This is a genomic window from Collinsella sp. 4_8_47FAA, from assembly GCF_000763055.1.
Taxonomy (GTDB): Bacteria; Actinomycetota; Coriobacteriia; order Coriobacteriales; family Coriobacteriaceae; genus Collinsella.
Window position 1 is genome coordinate 317208 of record NZ_KN214135.1, and the last position, 16935, is coordinate 334142.

Genomic DNA, 16935 nt, shown 5'->3' on the forward strand with positions numbered 1-16935 from the left:
CGTGGCGCCGCCAGACGGTGTAACCTAAACGGAAACCAACCGGAAAGGAGGCGGCATGGAGACGACCGCACGCGGCGATGCACCAAAAACGTTGCAGACCATTGCGTATATCAGCATTCCCAATAGCGCCGATCTTGATTTTTTGCTCTGGGACCTGCAGGATGCCATCGCCGCCTATGCTCAGCTTTCCGGCACTGTACTCCCCCGCCCAGTCGGCTCGAAGGCAAATGACGCCGGCAGCGTTGCCGATGGCATCGTGCTGGCCATTGAAGACGTGGCTGACGATGAGACGTTGACAGCTATCGAGCAGGCGCTTGAGCGCTTTGGCAGTACGAGAGCGCGTGTCTATGCCGTGATTCGAGCCGCACAACGGGGCGCTGAGCAGGCGCGTGGGACCACCGTTCGCCTGCACAAGGCATGTGAGCGCCATGACCAATTGTGGTGTGGCGGCGTTGCCATCTGCGCCGGCAGCGGCATCGCAGCGCTTCGCCATTCCCCACGTATGGGCCTCTTGCGCCGACCGTTTTCTGAGGCCATGGACAAGCTCGTGGGCGCCGTTCGTATGGGGTGTTCCGTCGAACACGCGCAGAAGCTCGGCGGCGCCGCAACGGGTGGCGTCGACACCGACGGCATGGTGCGCGCCACGCCTGCACTGCCCACACCGATCTGGCACGCCGTTATGAGGCATCTTGCCAAGCACTCAAACTGCTAAATCGAAAAAGCCTGCCAATCAGCGGCGCCGCTCCACCGCTCAACAAGCCGCTCCAGACGCCATGTCGCATTGGCGGGACTTGTCGAGGGCAGGACGATGGCAGGCAGCCCCGTCCGATCCTGCAAGTAGCGTTTGTAGAGTCGCCCTGCCGTGCCGCCGTTACAGACAACGGCCTCGATCGGCGCGGCATCGGTAATGCGCTCGATATGTGCCGGCACAACGTTGCGGATGCTTGCGTCGCTCGAGCCCTTAATGTCGCAGCTCTCAATCACATCCCACAGGGCCACGCCACCGTTCAACAGCATGGATCGCTTGGCGGCAATGGAGGCATCGAGCGTCGCGGGCTCACCGCTTGCCAAAGGATCGCCCTCGTTGGGCGGTACAGGCATACCGAGGCACGTGGCCATCACACGCCAAAAGCGATTCTGAGAGTTGCCGTAATAAAAGGCATTGGCGCGCGAAAGCACCGAGGGAAACGACCCGAGCACCAAAACGCGCGAGTGCTCGTCAAACACGGGCTCAAACCCATGCTCAATATGTTGATAGCCCTCGTCAGATACGGCCATGGGCTAGGCTCTCAACAGATAGCGCACCTCGTAGGGTGCAAGCTCAAGGGTACCCGTCAGCTCGACCGTGGGCGCATCGTCGGCAAGCAGGTCGACGAAGGACCCGTTGAGCTCGCCGGCGCCAAAGGTGTAAGGCTCACCCACGGCATTCACCGCCACGAGTACCGTCGCGCCGTCACAGGCGCGCTCGAACAGCAGCTGCTTGTTCTGGATCACCACGTTGCGATAGGCACCGTAGTTGAGAGCACGGGCAGCCGCGTCGTCGGCCGAGCGAAGGTGCGCAAGCTGCGTGATGAACGCCGTCAGCTCGTTGGGCGCAGGCTCATTGAGTGCAGGTCGCAGCGCCCAGTCGCCATCGGGGCCACCCTTTTCGCCGGCAATTCCCCACTCGCTGCCATAGTAGACGCACGGGATGCCCGGCATGCCAAAGAGCATGCCGTAGGCGGGACGCAGACACGACTTGTCGGTGAGGATACTTGCCAGGCGCGGCACATCGTGGTTGTCGACAAACGACAGCAGATGTTTGCCGCGGTAGATGCACCACGGGTCGCCGCCAAACTGGCGGTGCAACGAATGGGCGATCTCGAACATGTTGACCGAGTTAAAGCTGGAGTACAGGCCCTTGTAGCACTCGTAGTTGGTGCAGGAGTCGAGCATCTCGTCGTTGACGATCTGGTTGTAGTCGCCGTGGAGCGTCTCACCAATCAGCACAAAGTCGGGCTTGAGCTCACGGGTAAAAGTATGCAGGCGGCGCATAAAGTCGCGGTCGAGCATATAGGCGACGTCCAGGCGCAGACCGTCGACGCCAAAGACCTCGGCCCAGTGACGCACAGACTCAAGCAGGTAATCGACCACGGCGGGGTTTTGCAGGTTGAGCTTCACAAGCTCAAAATGGCCCTCCCAGCCCTCGTACCAAAAGCCGTCGCCGTAGCACGAGTCACCGTCAAAGCTGATGTGGAACCAATCCTTGTAGGGCGAATCCCACTTGCGCTCTTGCACATCGTGGAAGGCCCAAAAGCCACGGCCCACATGGTTGAAGACGGCATCGAGCACCACGTGGATGCCGTGGGCGTGCAGCGCGTCGCACACGGCGGCAAAGTCGGCATCCCCACCCAGGCGGCGATCAATATGGCGCAGGCTGCGCGTGTCGTAGCCATGGCTATCAGACTCGAGCGGCGGGTTGATGAGCACAGCGCCAATACCGAGTTCCTGCAGGTAGTCGGCCCATTGGGCAATCTTCATGATGGGGGCATCGGGGCTAGCTGTGGCATCGGCGGCCTGGGCGAGCTCATCCTCGGCAACGGGCGCGGCGTTTTCGCGCGGAGCCCCGCAAAAGCCCAGCGGATAGATCTGATAGAACGTCGTCTCGTATGCCCACATAACAGCCTCCCGGTAAGCTCAACACAACGACATCCATTGTATGCCCAGCTTGTATCCTCTCCCCCAAAATAAGTTGCGGTGGAATAGTTCCTGCTTGGACCTTCAGAGGCCTTAAACAGGAACTATTCCACCGCAACTGATGAGGGGACGTGGTTAGGCGACAGGCTTTGCGCGGCGAATGGCCGGGAACATCACCGTGATGGCGAGGATGACGCCCGTGGCAGCGATCGCACCGCCCGCGAAGCCGATCCAGGCGATACCGGGGCCCGAAACCACGGCTCCGCCGATCGCGGTACCCGTGCCAATGCCCAAATTGAACAGGCCCGAGAAGATCGACATGGCGACGGCCGACGAATCTGCCGGCGTGTGCTTGATGAGCTCGGCTTGGAACGCCACGTTAAAGGCCGTGGCGCAGCAGCCCCACAGCGCGCAGACGGCAAGCACTGCCACGAGCGACGATGCGGCCGGGCCCATGAGCAGCAGGGCCACCGGCACGCCGGAGAGCGTAATCGCGAGGAACGGGAAGCGGTGCCCATCGAACAGTCGGCCGAATAGCCAGCTTCCGAGCAGACCAGAGCAGCCGAACGCCGTCAGCGTCATAGTGATGGCGCTTGCGTCGACATGCGCGACCTGAGCCAGGAAAGGCTCGATATAGCTATAGCCCGTGTAATAGCCAGTTGCCATGAACACCGTGACCGCATAGAGCGCGATCAGTAACGGGTTCTTGAGCAGCTCGGGCAGTTGCTTGACGGTAAAGCGCTCGCCCGCCGGCATGGTTGGAAACACGGTCGCCTGGTAGACGACCGCGACAGCAGACAGTGCTCCGACCACGGCAAACGTCATACGCCAGCCCACGGCCAGGCCAATGGCGCGGCCGAGCGGCAGGCCGAAGATCTGCGCGATGGAAGAGCCCGTGGCGATCATGCTGATGGCGAGCGCCCCGTGGCGTGTGTCAACCAGGCGCGACGCCATAATCGAGGCGACCGACCAGAACACGGCATGTGCGCAAGCGACCACCAGGCGCGCGCAGACCAGGATGGGATAAGTCGGCGCCACAGCGGACAGAAACTGGCCCAGCGAGAACACGGCGAGCACGCCCAGCAGCATCCGCTTGAACTCGAAACGCGAAGCGAACACCATGAGCGGCAACGACAGCAGCATGACGCCCCAGGCATAGACCGAGATCATGATGCCCGCCTGGGCCTCGGTGAGCGAGAACGACGCGGCGATATCAGTCAAAAGGCCGATGGGCATAAACTCCGACGTGTTGAACACGAACGCACAGCAGGTGAGCCCGACGAGCGGGAGCCACTGCCTGAGCGTGATGCCGTCTTGCCTTGCCTGACTCATATATAACGTCTCCAATCATTTTGAGTGGAGGCGATTATATAGCAACGGCCCCGCATCCGTCAGCAACAGATGCAGGGCCGAAAACAATTCGATACACAGAGGTTGCGCCGTCAATACATAACTAAGCCAACCCCAGCAATATGCCCGCCGAATGCACGACAAACGCCACGATCCAGGCGACTGCCACCTGAAACGCGAACACGGCAACGGCGTAGCGCGCGCCCAGCTCGCTCTTGACGGCGCCGATGGCAGCCACGCAGGGCGGATACAGCAGCGTAAAGACCAGAAACACATAGGCAGTAAACGGCGAAAACATGGTCGACAGTGCCGCGGGCGAGGTCGCGCCCAAAAGCACCGTGAGCGTCGATATAACGCTCTCCTTGGCGATAAGTCCGGTGACGAGCGCCGTGGACGCACGCCAGTCGCCAAACCCAAGCGGCGCCAGCGCCGGCGCGATGATGCTGCCGAGGCCCGCAAGCAGGCTTTGCGACTGATCGGCGACCACATTAAAGCGAATGTCGAACGTCTGCAGGAACCAGATGACCACGGTAGCGGCAAAGATAATGGTAAAGGCCTTGGTAATAAAGTCCTTGGCCTTATCCCATGCCAGCATCACTGTCGTCTTGACGCTCGGCAGGCGGTAGTTGGGAAGCTCCATGATAAACGGCACCGGGTCGCCCTTAAATGCCGTGCGGTTGAGCACCAGGGCGGCAATGCAGCCGACCACGATACCGATCAGATAGAGCGAGACCATGGCAGGAACTGTCGCCTGTGGGAAAAACGCCCCGCACAGCAGGCCGTAGACCGGCAACTTGGCCGAACAGCTCATGAACGGCGTGAGCATGACCGTCATCTTGCGGTCGTGCTCGGATGGGAGCGTACGGGTCGACATGATAGCCGGCACGGTGCAGCCAAAACCGACGAGCATGGGCACAAAGCTGCGGCCCGACAGGCCAAAACGACGCAGCACCTTATCCATGACAAAGGCCACGCGCGCCATGTAGCCCGAGTCTTCCAGAATGGAGAGGAACAAGAAGAGCACGACGATAATCGGTAGGAAGGTCAGCACGCTGCCCACACCCGTAAGCACGCCGTCGACAGCCAGCGAGCGCACCACGTCGTTGGTGCCGAACGCCTTGAGGCCCGCATCGGCCGAGGCGATGACGGCAGCGATGCCGTCCTCCATGAGTCCCTGCAACGCCGCGCCGATCACGCCAAACGTCAGCCAAAAGACGAGGCCCATGATCACCAGAAACGCCGGAATGGCTGTGTAACGACCTGTCAGGATGCGGTCAATCTTGACGGAGCGCACGTGCTCGCGGCTCTCGTGCGGCTTGACGACGCAACGCCCGCACACGTCGCCGATAAAGCTAAAACGCATATCGGCCAGCGCAGATAGGCGGTCGGTGCCGGCCTCACCCTCCATCTGGGTAATGATGTGCTCGATAGCGTCGAGCTCGTTGCGATCCAGGTGAAGCGCCTCGGTTACCAGCTCATCGCCCTCGACCAGCTTGGTCGCCGCAAAGCGCACCGGGATGTGCGCCGTCACGGCATGGTCCTCGATCAGGTTAGCAATACCGTGGATGCAGCGATGCAGCGCACCGCCGTCCGGACCGTCGGGCGCGCAAAAGTCCAGGCGGCCAGGGCGCTCGCGGAACCGCGCCACGTGCAGGGCGTGGTCCACCAGCTCGCCGATGCCCTCGTTGCGGGCAGCGCTAATGGGGACAACAGGCACGCCCATCAGGCTCTCGAGCAAGTTGACGTCCACGGCGCCGCCGTTGGCGGTCACCTCGTCCATCATGTTGAGCGCGATGACCATGGGGCGATCGAGCTCCATAAGCTGCAGTGTCAGGTACAGGTTACGCTCGATGTTGGTGGCGTCAATGATGTCGATGATGGCGTCCGGACGCTCGTCGAGGATGAACTGACGGCTCACGACCTCCTCGCCTGTGTACGGCGACAGGGAGTAAATGCCGGGCAGGTCGGTAACGCTCGCCTCGGGATGGTTACGGATGGTGCCATCTTTGCGGTCGACCGTCACGCCGGGAAAGTTACCGACGTGCTGGTTGGAGCCCGTCAGCTGGTTGAATAACGTGGTCTTGCCGCAGTTTTGGTTGCCGGCGAGGGCAAAGTGCAGCGGCGCGCCCTCTGGCACGGCCGTCTTTGCCGCACGGGGCGAATACGTCCCCTCGCCCAGGGCCGGATGCTCCGTCGTGCCGATTGCGGCGTTAGCGCGCGGACCCGTATCGGTGTCGTGAATACCCACGAGCTCGATGCGAGCGGCATCGTCCTTACGCAGTGTCAACTCGTAGCCACGCAGGCGAATCTCGAGCGGGTCGCCCATGGGGGCATACTTCATCATGGTGACTTCGGTGCCCGGCGTTAGACCCATGTCCAAAATATGCTGTCGGAGTGCCTGATCGTCCGATGCCACCGATGCGACAACGGCGTCCTTTCCAATCTCGAGTGTATCGAGCTTCACGTCCGTGTTCCTCCCCCGGCGCCCGCAGGGCGTTGTATTTATGTTCACCATGGCTAACCGTTTGCCATGGCTAACCAATTTTAAACTTACATGATAGCGTGAACACACAACGACGTTCAATCGACAGATTGCTGCAAGGAACGTCCCCAAGTGCCGGCACAAAAGGAACGTCCCCGAGTGCCAAGTGCCGCAAGAGTGTCCCTTTCGACTAGTCGCTTAAGAACGTCCCCAATGACTACCTACGCCAAGCCCTTGACAGCTAGGACGATGCCGATGTCTTGGAACCGACAGCGAAAGCCCGCCAGAGCGAGCAAGGTGCCTTGAAGCGAGGTGGCATTGACCTTCCGGTCATGCCACCGAAGCTGAAAGGCAGATTGCCGCCCTGGCGGGCTTGCAGCGTCAAGTGGTTACGGCGTTTGGTAAAACGCCGTAACTAAAACCCGTGGCGCTCGAGGAAGCGGAAGGCTAGGCGGATCCAGGGGCGGACCGCCACCTGCTTGTCCTCGTTGTCGACCGCGGTGTTGGCGTTGCCGAGCGAAAGGCCGTGACCGCCCTGGTCAAAGACGTGCATCTCGCAAGCGACGCCCTCCTCCGCCATGCGTTGGGCAAACGGATAGACCTGCGCGATCGGCGCCGTCTTGTCGTCGGACACGCCCCACACAAAGGTCGGTGGCATCTGACGCGAAACATGCGTGGTGGGGCAGATGTCGGCCAGATGCTCGTCAGTTGCCTCGCCGCCCGTCACCATCGACAGGTAGTCGTTGAGCAAATCGCGCCCCGTCTTGCCGCCCGTCTTGGGCACACGCAAGTCAATGCGCGGATCGCGCGTCTGCATGTCGCGCACATAGGCAAAGTCGAGCAATGGATAGCCCAGCACCACGGCATCGGGACGAATGTCGTCCGGACGCGCCCCGGCAAGTGCCGCAAAGGGGCCGGTCTTCCACTGTGTTGCCAGCGAGGCGCAAATCATGCCGCCAGCAGAAAAGCCCACGACGCACACGCGCTTAGGATCGACATGCCACTCGTCGGCGTTGGCGCGCACCGTGGCGACCATCTTGGCAAGATCTGCCTGGGGGTGCGGAAAGCTCACGTCACCCGTAGAACTCGTGACATAGTTGAGCACAAAGGCCTGGTAACCGTGATCCAAAAACGCAAACGCCACAGGATCCTGCTCATGCGGAGCGATATGCGTAAACGCACCTCCGCCACAGATAATCACCGCGGGGCGGCGGCCATTCGGTTTATCGGGCAGCGGCTCGGCACCCAAATACGTAAACGTCGCCGGATAATCCTCGGTCGGCTCCTCGCCCCACAGCGCATGGTTCTCGACAATCATATGTGCTCCCTTCGCGCAAATTATGCGCCCTTGTTTTTCGCCTTCAAGCGTACCCCACTTGAACCCGTGGCGCAGAAACACTCCGGCAATAAGTTTCCCTTCAACTGATATATCACATAATCCCAGTTCAGAGGTATCGTTGAGCAGCGTAGAATAGGGGCGTTGACCAAGCCGCGAAACACATGTGAAACGTTTCCGGCAAACCAAACGCGCGATATGCGCCTATTTAAGTTGGAGGCAACTATGGGTCTGCTCGATTCGCTTAAGTCCACCTTCACCTCGACCGGCGAGGCGTCCGTTCCGCCCGCAGCAAGCTTCGCTACCCGCGAAGGCGTCATCTATGCCCCCGTCAACGGCGTGCTCGTCAACCTGAACGAGGTTCCCGACGAGACGATCGCCTCGGGCATGCTTGGCCAGGGCTATGGCATCGAGCCCATTACCGGCACCATCTACGCGCCCGCCAACGGCCGCATCGGCGCCACCACCGTCACCAACCACTCCATCGGCATGATCACCGAGGACGGCCTGCGCGTGTTCATCCATGTTGGCCTGGGCACCGTGGAAATGAACGGCAAGGGTTTTGCCCGCTTTGTCGAGATGGGCGATGTGGTCAAGGCCGGCCAGCCGCTCATCAGCTTCGACCGCGACGCCATCAAAGCCGCCGGCCACGAGGACATCGTGACCGTCATCGTCTCTGAGCTCGACCGCCTCAAGAGCATCGACCACGTCGGCGAGTCTGGCACGCTTATCGGCGGCAATCCGCTCGTCAAGCTTGGCGACCCGCTGCTGGTTGCCAAGACCAAGTAGCAGACCGCCGTCACATAACGGGTCAACCGCCTGTGCGTCTTTGCCGCACCTGTGTTGTTGTTTTTGCCTATGTAGAGGTTCTGAAACGTTTCTATATAGGCAGCTGAGCATCAACGCAGGTGCGGCTTTTGCATAGCGAGACATCGCCCCGCGACATGTTGTTCAACCGCACGAACCCCCTTCCTTTGTCCGCGCAGAGCGCTAGACTGCTAGGTCGACATTGGAGGAAGATCGATGCAAAACACACCCACGGGCGCCGTACATGCCGCGCCTCAACGCAACCAACGCATCGTCGCGCTCGACGGGCTCCGCGCCCTCGCCATCGCCGGCGTCGTCCTATATCACCTTCGCCCCAGCCGCCTGACCGGCGGTTTTTTGGGCGTTACACTCTTCTTTACGCTGAGTGGCTATCTCGCCACCAAAAGCATTATGCGGGCTACGGCACGCGACGGATTCTCATACCCGCGCTATATCTGCCGCCGCATTGCGCGCATGATGCCGCCGATCGTCGTGACCATCGCGCTTACCGCCATCGCCACCTACATCGCAGCCCCGAGCTTACTCCCTAAGGTGCAGCAGGACGCCCTGTCATCGGCACTCTTTTTGAGCAACTGGTTCTACATCTTCCGCAACGTCTCGTATTTCGCCGCCGCGGGGCTCCCCTCGCCGCTCACGCACCTGTGGTTCTGCGCCGTCACTATGCAGTTCTATCTGGTGTGGCCGGTCATCCTTATGGCACTGTGCAGCAAAACCAGGTCGCGCAGCACCGCCATCGGCATCACGATCGCATTCGCGCTTGTATCGACGGCAGCCATGGTCCTCATGTTTAATCCCACCGCCGACACATCGCGCGTCTACTACGGAACCGACGCCCGTGCCGCCGAGCTTCTATGCGGAGCCTTAGCCGCCATCGCAGCGCCGCGCCTGCGTGAGATGCTGAGCGGTGACATCCATATCCCCGGCGCCAACAAGGGCATCTCAAAGGTCAATGCGATTTCTATCGCGTGGCTCGTTGCCGTTATAGCCGGCGCACTCATGCTGACCGGAGAGAGCGTCTGGCTCTACCGCGGCGGCTTTTTGCTGTTTGCCTTCGTCACCGGACTCCTCATCATCTGCGTGCAGAATACGGAATGCATCGTGCGCCGTCTGTTGTCGGTCAAGCCGCTCGTCTGGCTGGGCCAGCGCTCGTTCTCGGTCTATCTGGTGCACTATCCCCTACTGCTTCTGATGAACCCCGCAACCCGCACTACCCGCATCGCCTGGTGGGAGCAGGTATTACAACTTGTACTGATTCTTGCGGTAGCCGAGGTTTTCTATCGCCTCGTCGAACGCCCTTGGTCCCACAAGCCGGTCCAACAGGACAGCACGGCAAGAAAACACGTCCTCGCGCCCGCCATGGTGCTCCCCGCGCTTGGCGCTGCATGCGTCGCCGCACTTGCCTTCGCGCCGCTTGACTGGGCAGGCATCGCCACCGCCCGCGCCGAGCAGCTCCGTCCCGAGCTTGCCCAGAACGCGACCTCGTCCCAGGACAACGGAGCCAACGACAAGGGCGCCGAGCCCACATCCGGTAAAGATTCCCAGCCCAGCGACACCGCATCCGATGACGCCACCAAGCAAAAACCCAAAGAGGGACCTATCGCCGAAAAGGTCCCCAAGAACTTGGACTGGAAGAGCTTTACCTACGACGAGGCAACCGGAACCTGCGACGCCCGCGTGCTCATGATCGGCGACTCGGTCACCGCAGGTGCCCAACCTGGCATTCAGGCGGTGCTTCCCAACGCGTACATCGACGGCGTGGTGAGCCGCCAGTTCTACACCTTCCAGGATGTCTACGCGCAGGACAGCGCCAACTACGACCCGAGTGTGGTCATCTGTGCACTTGGCACCAATGGCCTTATTCGCGACCCACAGCAGGTGCAGGACGTGATCAATGCCGTGAGCGGCAAACCCATCTACTTTGTGACCGTGCGCGTGCCGCTCGAGCTGCAGGACCGCAACAACCAGACGATCCGCGACGTATGCGCCCAAAACGACAACGCCGGCGTCATCGACTGGAACGGCGCCTCGGAGGGCCACAGCGAATACCTTGTCGACGACGGCACACACCTCACCCAGGCGGGAATCGACACCTACGCAGCCCTCATACGTCAAGCCATCTGCGGACACTAGGCACCGCAAAATCGGCGCTTGCGCGGTGCCCACGTCACGCTCATACATCGAGCTTGACGTTTTGCTACGCCCCCACTCGCGGGTTAGAATGGTTAACTGTTTGGAAATAATCCGTACAACCGTTATGGGAGGATACGTGAACCGCACCAAAATCGCGCAGCTCTATGCCGATGCCGAGTCGCTCGGTGGCCAGACCGTCACCGTTGCCGGCTGGGTCAAGTCCGTCCGCGACATGAAGAACTTTGGCTTCGTTACGCTCAACGACGGCAGCTGCTTCCGCGACCTGCAGGTCGTCATGAACCGCGAGGCGCTCGACAACTATGACGAGATCGCCCACCAAAACGTCTCTGCCGCCCTCATCTGCACCGGCACCGTCAAGCTGACCCCCGATGCGCCCCAGCCCTTCGAGCTTTCTGCCACCTCCATCGAGGTCGAGGGCGTCAGCGCTCCGGATTACCCGCTGCAGAAAAAGCGCGCAACCGTCGAGTTCCTGCGCACCCAACAGCACCTGCGCCCGCGCACCAACCTGTTCCGCGCCGTGTTCCGTATCCGCTCTGTCGCGGCTGCCGCCATCCACCGCTTCTTCCAGGAGCAGGGCTTTGTCTACGTCAACACCCCCATCATCACCACGAGTGACTGCGAGGGCGCCGGCGAGATGTTCCGCGTGACCACGCTCGACCCCAAAAATCCGCCCCTCACCGAGTCCGGCGAGGTCGACTGGAGCCAGGACTTCTTTGGCAAGCATGCAAGCCTCACCGTGTCCGGCCAGCTCAATGCCGAGAACTTTGCCATGGCCTTTGGCGACGTGTACACCTTTGGCCCCACCTTCCGCGCCGAAAACTCCAACACCACGCGCCACGCCGCCGAGTTTTGGATGATTGAGCCCGAGATGGCCTTCGCCGACCTCAACGACTACATGGACAACGCCGAGGCCATGCTCAAGCACGTTCTTAAGGACGTTATGGCCACCTGCCCCGACGAGCTCAATATGCTCAACAAGTTTGTGGACAAGGGCCTGGTCGAGCGTCTGAACCACGTGGCAAACTCCGACTTTGCCCGCGTCACCTATACCGAGGCCGTCGAAATCCTGGAGCAGGCCGTCGCCGCCGGCCACAAGTTCGACTACCCCGTGAGCTGGGGCATCGACCTGCAAACCGAGCACGAGCGTTTCCTGACCGAGGAACACTTTAAGCGACCGACTTTTGTGACCGACTACCCGGCCGAGATCAAGGCGTTCTACATGCGCATGAACGAGGACGGCAAGACCGTCGCCGCCGCCGACTGCCTGGTTCCCGGTATCGGCGAGATTATCGGCGGCTCCCAGCGCGAGGAGCGCCTGGATCTGCTCGAGGCCCGCATCAAGGACCTGGGTATGAATCCCGAGCAGTACAAGTACTATCTGGACCTGCGTCGCTATGGCTCCTGCAAGCATGCCGGCTACGGCCTGGGCTTCGAGCGTTTGGTGATGTACCTCACCGGCGTGGGTAACATCCGCGACGTCCTGCCGCACCCGCGCACCGTGGGCAACGCCGACTTCTAATCGCCATAGCGCCACCAAACGCGTTCCAGCGCATCACGCCAGCGCCTCTCGGCAAGCCGAGGGGCGCTTTTTTCAACAGCATCCGTCAAGCTTTTGGCAAGGTTTTGGTCAGTTAGGCAGGGTTGTTGAAAACTCGACCCGCCGTTTGCCGGCAACCATCGACCGTCCAAGGCGTCACGTGTCCTTGGCCAGGCTCCGCGCCCTAGGCTCTGATCTGCCATCGCCAAAAAAGGGAAAGGACGTGGGCACTATGACCGAAGCCGTTGTTGAAAACTACGAAACCACGACCAGGGGCTCCGCCTCGATGGCAGCCTATCGCGCCGTACGCATCCTGCAGCTCTTGAGCGAGAACACCGGCGAGGACAAGGCGCTGCTTTCCGACGAGCTGGTCGAGCTCCTCGCCCATCCCGACGACCCCGCCCGCATGCCCATCTCGGCGGCACGCCGCAGCATCTATACCTCGATATCTGCACTTCGTCACGCTGGATACGAAATCGACTATAAGCGCGGCGTGGGCTATCGACTCCTCACCCGCCCGCTTGCTGACGAAGAGATCATACGGCTCCACGGCATGGTCATGCGCAACCGATCGACGCCCATAGCCATTCGAAAGAGCATGGCGCAGCACCTGGTCGCCATGGCGAGCGCCGATGTTCGCGACTATCTCGATATGCCCGAACCGGCACCGGCCGCCAACGACGCACCCGTCAAGACAACGCGTCCGCACGCCAAGCGTATCGACACGTGCGAACTCGTCGAACAGGCCATCGACCATGGAACAACTGTCAGCTTTGATATCACAAACGTCCTGACCCGAGGCGAAATCGAGGTGGTACGGATGACGGTCCGGCCCTTTGCCATCAGGCAGCGCGATGGCGTCTCGTATCTGCTGGGAACGGTCTACGACACCCGAGGCGCCGACGACACCCTGCGCACCGTTGAGATCAGCCGCATGAGAAACGTCAGCACGCGTTTGCTCGACGGCAAGAAACTCTTTGCCGCGCTAGACGAAGAAGACAGCCCCGCACCCGCAGCATAAGCCCCGTTACCGTCCGTCGTTCCTCAGCACCGCCCATCCGGTTCAGTATTAAAAAACCCGCCAGGTTATTGTAAAAATGGACATCGGCGTTACTATAGTCCCACTTGCACTTTTTCCTAGTGCAGTGTTTCCAGCCATTTTTATACTGGGGGTAATGATATGAAGGACATCACCATCAGCCGCAGGAGCCTTCTTGTCTCCGCTGGCCTGCTCGCGCTCGCTCCGCTCGCCGGATGCGGCGGCAACTCTGGTTCCGGCTCCGCTGCCGCCGGTTCCGACTACACCATCGGCGTTCTGCAGCTCACCGAGCACTCCGCGCTCGATGCCGCCAACGACGGCTTCGTCAAGGCCATCAAGAAGAGCGGTCTCAAGGTCAAGATCGACCAGAAGAACGCCCAGAACGACCAGTCCACGTGTAAGTCCATTGCCGACAAGTTCGTAGGCGACGGCGTCGACCTGATCTATGCCATCGCTACGCCCGCCGCGCAGGCTGCCGCCGGCGCCACCGCCGATATCCCCATCGTTGGCTGCGCCATCACCGACTACGCTGCTTCCGGCCTGGTCCAGGACAACGACAAGCCCGGCACCAACGTCACGGGCGCTTCCGACCTCACCCCGGTCGCCGAGCAGCTCGAGATGATGCAGAAGGTCCTGCCCGACGTTAAGAAGGTCGGCCTGCTCTACTGCACTGCGGAGTCCAACTCCGACGTCCAGATCAAGGCCGCCAAGAAGGAGCTCGACAAGCTGGGCCTCGAGTACACCGACTTCACCGTCTCGAGCTCTAACGAGATTCAGTCCGTCGTCGAGTCTGCCGTGGGCAAGGTCGATGCGCTGTACTCCCCCACCGACAACACCATCGCCGCGGGTGCCTCGCAGGTCGGCCAGATCTGCAAGGAGAACAAGCTCCCCTTCGTTACCGGCGAGGAGGGCATGTGTAAGGCCGGCGGTCTGTTCACCCTCTCCATCAACTATGAGGACCTGGGCTACGCCGCGGGCGAGATGGCCGTCAAGATCCTGAAGGGCGAGGCCAAGCCCGAGGATATGCCGATCAAGCACCTCTCGAGCAAGGACCTGGTCGTCGTCAAGAACGACGAGATGGCCGAGGCCCTGGGCATCGACCTCTCCGCTCTGGACGCGTAGCGGCATGCGCGGCGATGTGCCTAGGGCTCATGCTCGCGCCGTTGCCGTGCTATTCAATATCTGAGCCACAGGGGCGGACGCCAAAGACCGGCGTTCGCCCTGCTTGTTACGGATGAGACAAAACATCCGGCCGCAGCTCTTTTATGCAGTGTTACCGCTATTATGGAAAATCACGTGTCCACCCTATCCTAGGAGGTATGAAGCATGCTCATTGCATTGCAGGGCGCCGTTTCGCAGGGCGTCCTCTGGGGCATCATGGTGCTCGGCGTGTTTATCACGTTCCGCCTGCTCGACATCCCCGATATGACCTGCGACGGCAGCTTTGCCCTCGGCGGCTGTGTTTGCGCCGTGCTCATCGTCAACAATAACGTCGACCCCTTGCTCGCCGTGCTGGCCGGCATGTGCGCCGGTGCCATCGCCGGCGCCGTCACGGGCATCTTGACCACCGTCTTTGAGATTCCCGCAATCCTCGCCGGAATCCTCACCCAGATCAGCCTGTGGTCCATCAACCTGCGCATCATGGGCAAATCCAACACGCCCATCCTTGCCAAGGGCACCATCTTCTCATCCGTCAGCCACATGACGGGCCTGCCGCAGTCCACCGTTGCCATCATCCTGGGCATTGTGCTGGCCGTGGCCATCGTCGCCATCCTGTACTGGTTCTTTGGCACCGAGATTGGCTCGGCGCTGCGCGCCACCGGCAACAACGAGTACATGATCCGCGCCCTGGGCGTCAACACCAACTCCACCAAGATGATCGCCCTCGTGCTCTCTAACGCCCTTATCGGCCTTTCGGGTGCGCTCATCTGCCAGAGCCAGAAGTACGCTGACATTGGCATGGGCACCGGCGCCATCGTTATCGGTCTTGCCGCCATTGTTATCGGCGAGGTGCTCGGCCGCCTGCTGCCCGGCGGTCTGACGCAGTTTAGCGTCCGTCTTGCCTCTGCAGTCTTTGGCTCCGTGGTGTACTTCCTCATTCGCGCCATCGTGCTGCAGCTGGGCATGGATGCCAACGACATGAAGCTGCTCTCCGCCGTGATCGTTGCCGTGGCCCTGTGCGTGCCCGTGGTTTGGGAGCGCTACAAGCTCCGCAGCTCCTATACGAAGGGAGATGAGGCAAATGCTTAAGCTCTCGCACGTCAAAAAGACCTTTAACAAGGGCACCGTCACCGAAAAGCGCGCACTCACCGGCGTCGACCTTACCCTTAACGACGGCGACTTTGTGACCGTGATCGGCGGCAACGGCGCCGGCAAGTCCACGCTGCTCAACATGATCGCCGGCGTGTATCCGCTCGATTCGGGCGTTATCGAGCTCGACGGCACCGACATCTCGCGTCTGAGCGAGTCGCAGCGCGCCAAGTACCTGGGCCGCGTGTTCCAGGACCCCATGCGCGGCACCGCAGCCGACATGCAAATTGCCGAGAACCTGGCCCTCGCCAAGCGCCGTGGCCAGCGTCGCGGTCTTTCGTGGGGCGTCACCAAGGCCGAGAAGGACGAGTACGTTGAGCTGCTCAAGCGCCTGGACCTTGGCCTGGACACACGCCTCAACGCCAAGGTCGGCCTGCTCTCGGGTGGCCAGCGCCAGGCACTCACCCTGCTGATGGCCACGCTCACCAAGCCGCGCCTGCTACTGCTCGACGAGCACACCGCGGCCCTCGACCCCAAGACGGCCTCTAAGGTGCTCAACCTGACCGAGGAGATCGTCGACGAGAACCACCTGACCACGCTCATGGTCACGCATAACATGAACGACGCCATCCGTCTGGGCAACCGTCTGATCATGATGCACGAGGGCCATGTAATCTACGACGTGGCCGGCGACGAGAAAAAGTCGCTCACCGTGGCCGACCTGCTGCAGAAGTTCGAGGAGGTCTCGGGCGGCGAGCTCGCCAACGACCGCATGCTGCTGAGCTAACGACCTAGAAAACCACCACAAAGGGGACTGTGAACTGCCTCCCATTTCTTGGACATCGGGAAATGGGAGGTTTTCCATGAGTATAGACCTCAGGGTGAAGCACGACCTGGAGTCCAGGAGGCGGGCCGTCGAGCTCTTCGACGCCGGCGTCGGCTGCAAGCCGGCGGCCGAGGCCCTGTCCGTCCCCCGCGAGACCGTGAGAGAATGGCAGTGGGTATACCGGGCGTTCGGAAGCGAGGCGCTGCTGTCCATGGGCGGGAAACAATCCAGGTACACATTCGAGCAGAGGGTCGCCGCGGCGTCGGCCGTGGTCGACGGCGGGATGGCGAAGGCCGACGCTATGGCCGAGTTCGGGATCAGGTCGAAGTCCCCGCTGGAGCGCTGGTGCAGGCTCTACCGCGAGGGCGGCGGCCGAGGCGCTGCGGCCCGCCCGACGGGCGAGGCCGAGGGGTCGAGGTCGAACCCGGGCCCGCACCCGCGAGCAGGAGGTCGAGGAGCG

Annotated in this window: 14 protein-coding genes; 9 read left to right on the top strand and 5 right to left on the bottom strand. The window is 61.5% G+C overall.

What is annotated here, in order from left to right; genetic code table 11:
• Positions 1-55: 55 nt before the first annotated feature.
• Positions 56-712, top strand: a complete 657-nt coding sequence (locus HMPREF9463_RS04750; protein WP_035137514.1) for a hypothetical protein — start codon at positions 56-58, stop codon at positions 710-712.
• Here the strand turns inward: HMPREF9463_RS04750 and HMPREF9463_RS04755 are convergent.
• From HMPREF9463_RS04755 to HMPREF9463_RS04775, 5 genes are all read right to left on the bottom strand, one after another.
• Positions 709-1278, bottom strand: coding sequence for a uracil-DNA glycosylase family protein (locus HMPREF9463_RS04755; protein WP_035137516.1), 570 nt, complete (start codon positions 1276-1278; stop codon positions 709-711). The genes HMPREF9463_RS04750 and HMPREF9463_RS04755 overlap by 4 nt on opposite strands.
• 3 nt (positions 1279-1281) lie before the next feature.
• A complete protein-coding gene (locus HMPREF9463_RS04760; RefSeq protein WP_035137518.1) occupies positions 1282-2658 on the bottom strand; it encodes an alpha-amylase family glycosyl hydrolase in 1377 nt (458 codons plus the stop codon).
• Between the two features lie 153 nt (positions 2659-2811).
• On the bottom strand, positions 2812-4008 hold the full coding sequence (locus HMPREF9463_RS04765; protein WP_035137522.1) for an MFS transporter: 1197 nt from the start codon (positions 4006-4008) through the stop codon (positions 2812-2814).
• A gap of 121 nt (positions 4009-4129) precedes the next feature.
• A complete protein-coding gene (gene feoB / locus HMPREF9463_RS04770; RefSeq protein WP_084591781.1) occupies positions 4130-6541 on the bottom strand; it encodes a ferrous iron transport protein B in 2412 nt (803 codons plus the stop codon).
• A gap of 382 nt (positions 6542-6923) precedes the next feature.
• The gene (locus HMPREF9463_RS04775; RefSeq protein ID WP_035137525.1) at positions 6924-7826 is read right to left on the bottom strand and encodes an alpha/beta hydrolase; all 903 of its coding nucleotides are present in this window, start codon (positions 7824-7826) and stop codon (positions 6924-6926) included.
• Between the two features lie 243 nt (positions 7827-8069).
• Here HMPREF9463_RS04775 and HMPREF9463_RS04780 point away from each other — a divergent pair, with 243 nt between their 5' ends.
• The 8 genes from HMPREF9463_RS04780 to HMPREF9463_RS11110 form a co-directional block, all read left to right on the top strand.
• Positions 8070-8633: a PTS sugar transporter subunit IIA gene (locus HMPREF9463_RS04780; RefSeq protein WP_035137526.1), complete on the top strand. Its 564-nt coding sequence runs from the start codon at positions 8070-8072 to the stop codon at positions 8631-8633.
• A gap of 234 nt (positions 8634-8867) precedes the next feature.
• Entirely contained in the window at positions 8868-10802 is a 1935-nt protein-coding gene (locus HMPREF9463_RS04785) for an acyltransferase family protein (protein WP_035137527.1), read from the top strand.
• Positions 10803-10938: 136 nt separating this feature from the next.
• Positions 10939-12342, top strand: coding sequence for an asparagine--tRNA ligase (gene asnS / locus HMPREF9463_RS04790; protein WP_035137528.1), 1404 nt, complete (start codon positions 10939-10941; stop codon positions 12340-12342).
• Between the two features lie 250 nt (positions 12343-12592).
• A complete protein-coding gene (locus HMPREF9463_RS04795) occupies positions 12593-13381 on the top strand; it encodes a hypothetical protein (protein WP_035137529.1) in 789 nt (262 codons plus the stop codon).
• A 159-nt stretch (positions 13382-13540) separates the two neighbouring features.
• Positions 13541-14521: an ABC transporter substrate-binding protein gene (locus tag HMPREF9463_RS04800; protein WP_035137530.1), complete on the top strand. Its 981-nt coding sequence runs from the start codon at positions 13541-13543 to the stop codon at positions 14519-14521.
• A 204-nt stretch (positions 14522-14725) separates the two neighbouring features.
• Complete coding sequence (locus HMPREF9463_RS04805) at positions 14726-15649, top strand: ABC transporter permease (protein ID WP_035137531.1); 924 nt, start codon at positions 14726-14728, stop codon at positions 15647-15649.
• Positions 15642-16436 carry an ABC transporter ATP-binding protein gene (locus HMPREF9463_RS04810; RefSeq protein WP_022093887.1) on the top strand — a complete coding sequence of 265 codons (795 nt, stop codon included), beginning with the start codon at positions 15642-15644 and terminating at the stop codon, positions 16434-16436. Before HMPREF9463_RS04805 ends, HMPREF9463_RS04810 begins: the two co-directional genes overlap by 8 nt.
• 76 nt (positions 16437-16512) lie before the next feature.
• On the top strand, positions 16513-16935 hold a 423-nt coding region (locus tag HMPREF9463_RS11110; RefSeq protein WP_052044082.1), incomplete at its 3' end, for a helix-turn-helix domain-containing protein.

What these genes read in the sequence shown, in the direction of transcription:
- HMPREF9463_RS04795 (WP_035137529.1), top strand. Translation starts at nt 12,593, where the DNA reads ATGACCGAAGCCGTTGTTGAAAACTACGAAACCACGACCAGGGGCTCC.
- HMPREF9463_RS04785 (WP_035137527.1), top strand. Translation starts at nt 8,868, where the DNA reads ATGCAAAACACACCCACGGGCGCCGTACATGCCGCGCCTCAACGCAAC.
- HMPREF9463_RS04765 (WP_035137522.1), bottom strand. Translation starts at nt 4,008, where the DNA reads ATGAGTCAGGCAAGGCAAGACGGCATCACGCTCAGGCAGTGGCTCCCG.
- HMPREF9463_RS04775 (WP_035137525.1), bottom strand. Translation starts at nt 7,826, where the DNA reads ATGATTGTCGAGAACCATGCGCTGTGGGGCGAGGAGCCGACCGAGGAT.
- HMPREF9463_RS04760 (WP_035137518.1), bottom strand. Translation starts at nt 2,658, where the DNA reads ATGTGGGCATACGAGACGACGTTCTATCAGATCTATCCGCTGGGCTTT.
- HMPREF9463_RS04750 (WP_035137514.1), top strand. Translation starts at nt 56, where the DNA reads ATGGAGACGACCGCACGCGGCGATGCACCAAAAACGTTGCAGACCATT.
- HMPREF9463_RS04810 (WP_022093887.1), top strand. Translation starts at nt 15,642, where the DNA reads ATGCTTAAGCTCTCGCACGTCAAAAAGACCTTTAACAAGGGCACCGTC.
- feoB (WP_084591781.1), bottom strand. Translation starts at nt 6,541, where the DNA reads ATGGTGAACATAAATACAACGCCCTGCGGGCGCCGGGGGAGGAACACG.
- HMPREF9463_RS04805 (WP_035137531.1), top strand. Translation starts at nt 14,726, where the DNA reads ATGCTCATTGCATTGCAGGGCGCCGTTTCGCAGGGCGTCCTCTGGGGC.
- HMPREF9463_RS04755 (WP_035137516.1), bottom strand. Translation starts at nt 1,278, where the DNA reads ATGGCCGTATCTGACGAGGGCTATCAACATATTGAGCATGGGTTTGAG.
- HMPREF9463_RS04800 (WP_035137530.1), top strand. Translation starts at nt 13,541, where the DNA reads ATGAAGGACATCACCATCAGCCGCAGGAGCCTTCTTGTCTCCGCTGGC.
- HMPREF9463_RS04780 (WP_035137526.1), top strand. Translation starts at nt 8,070, where the DNA reads ATGGGTCTGCTCGATTCGCTTAAGTCCACCTTCACCTCGACCGGCGAG.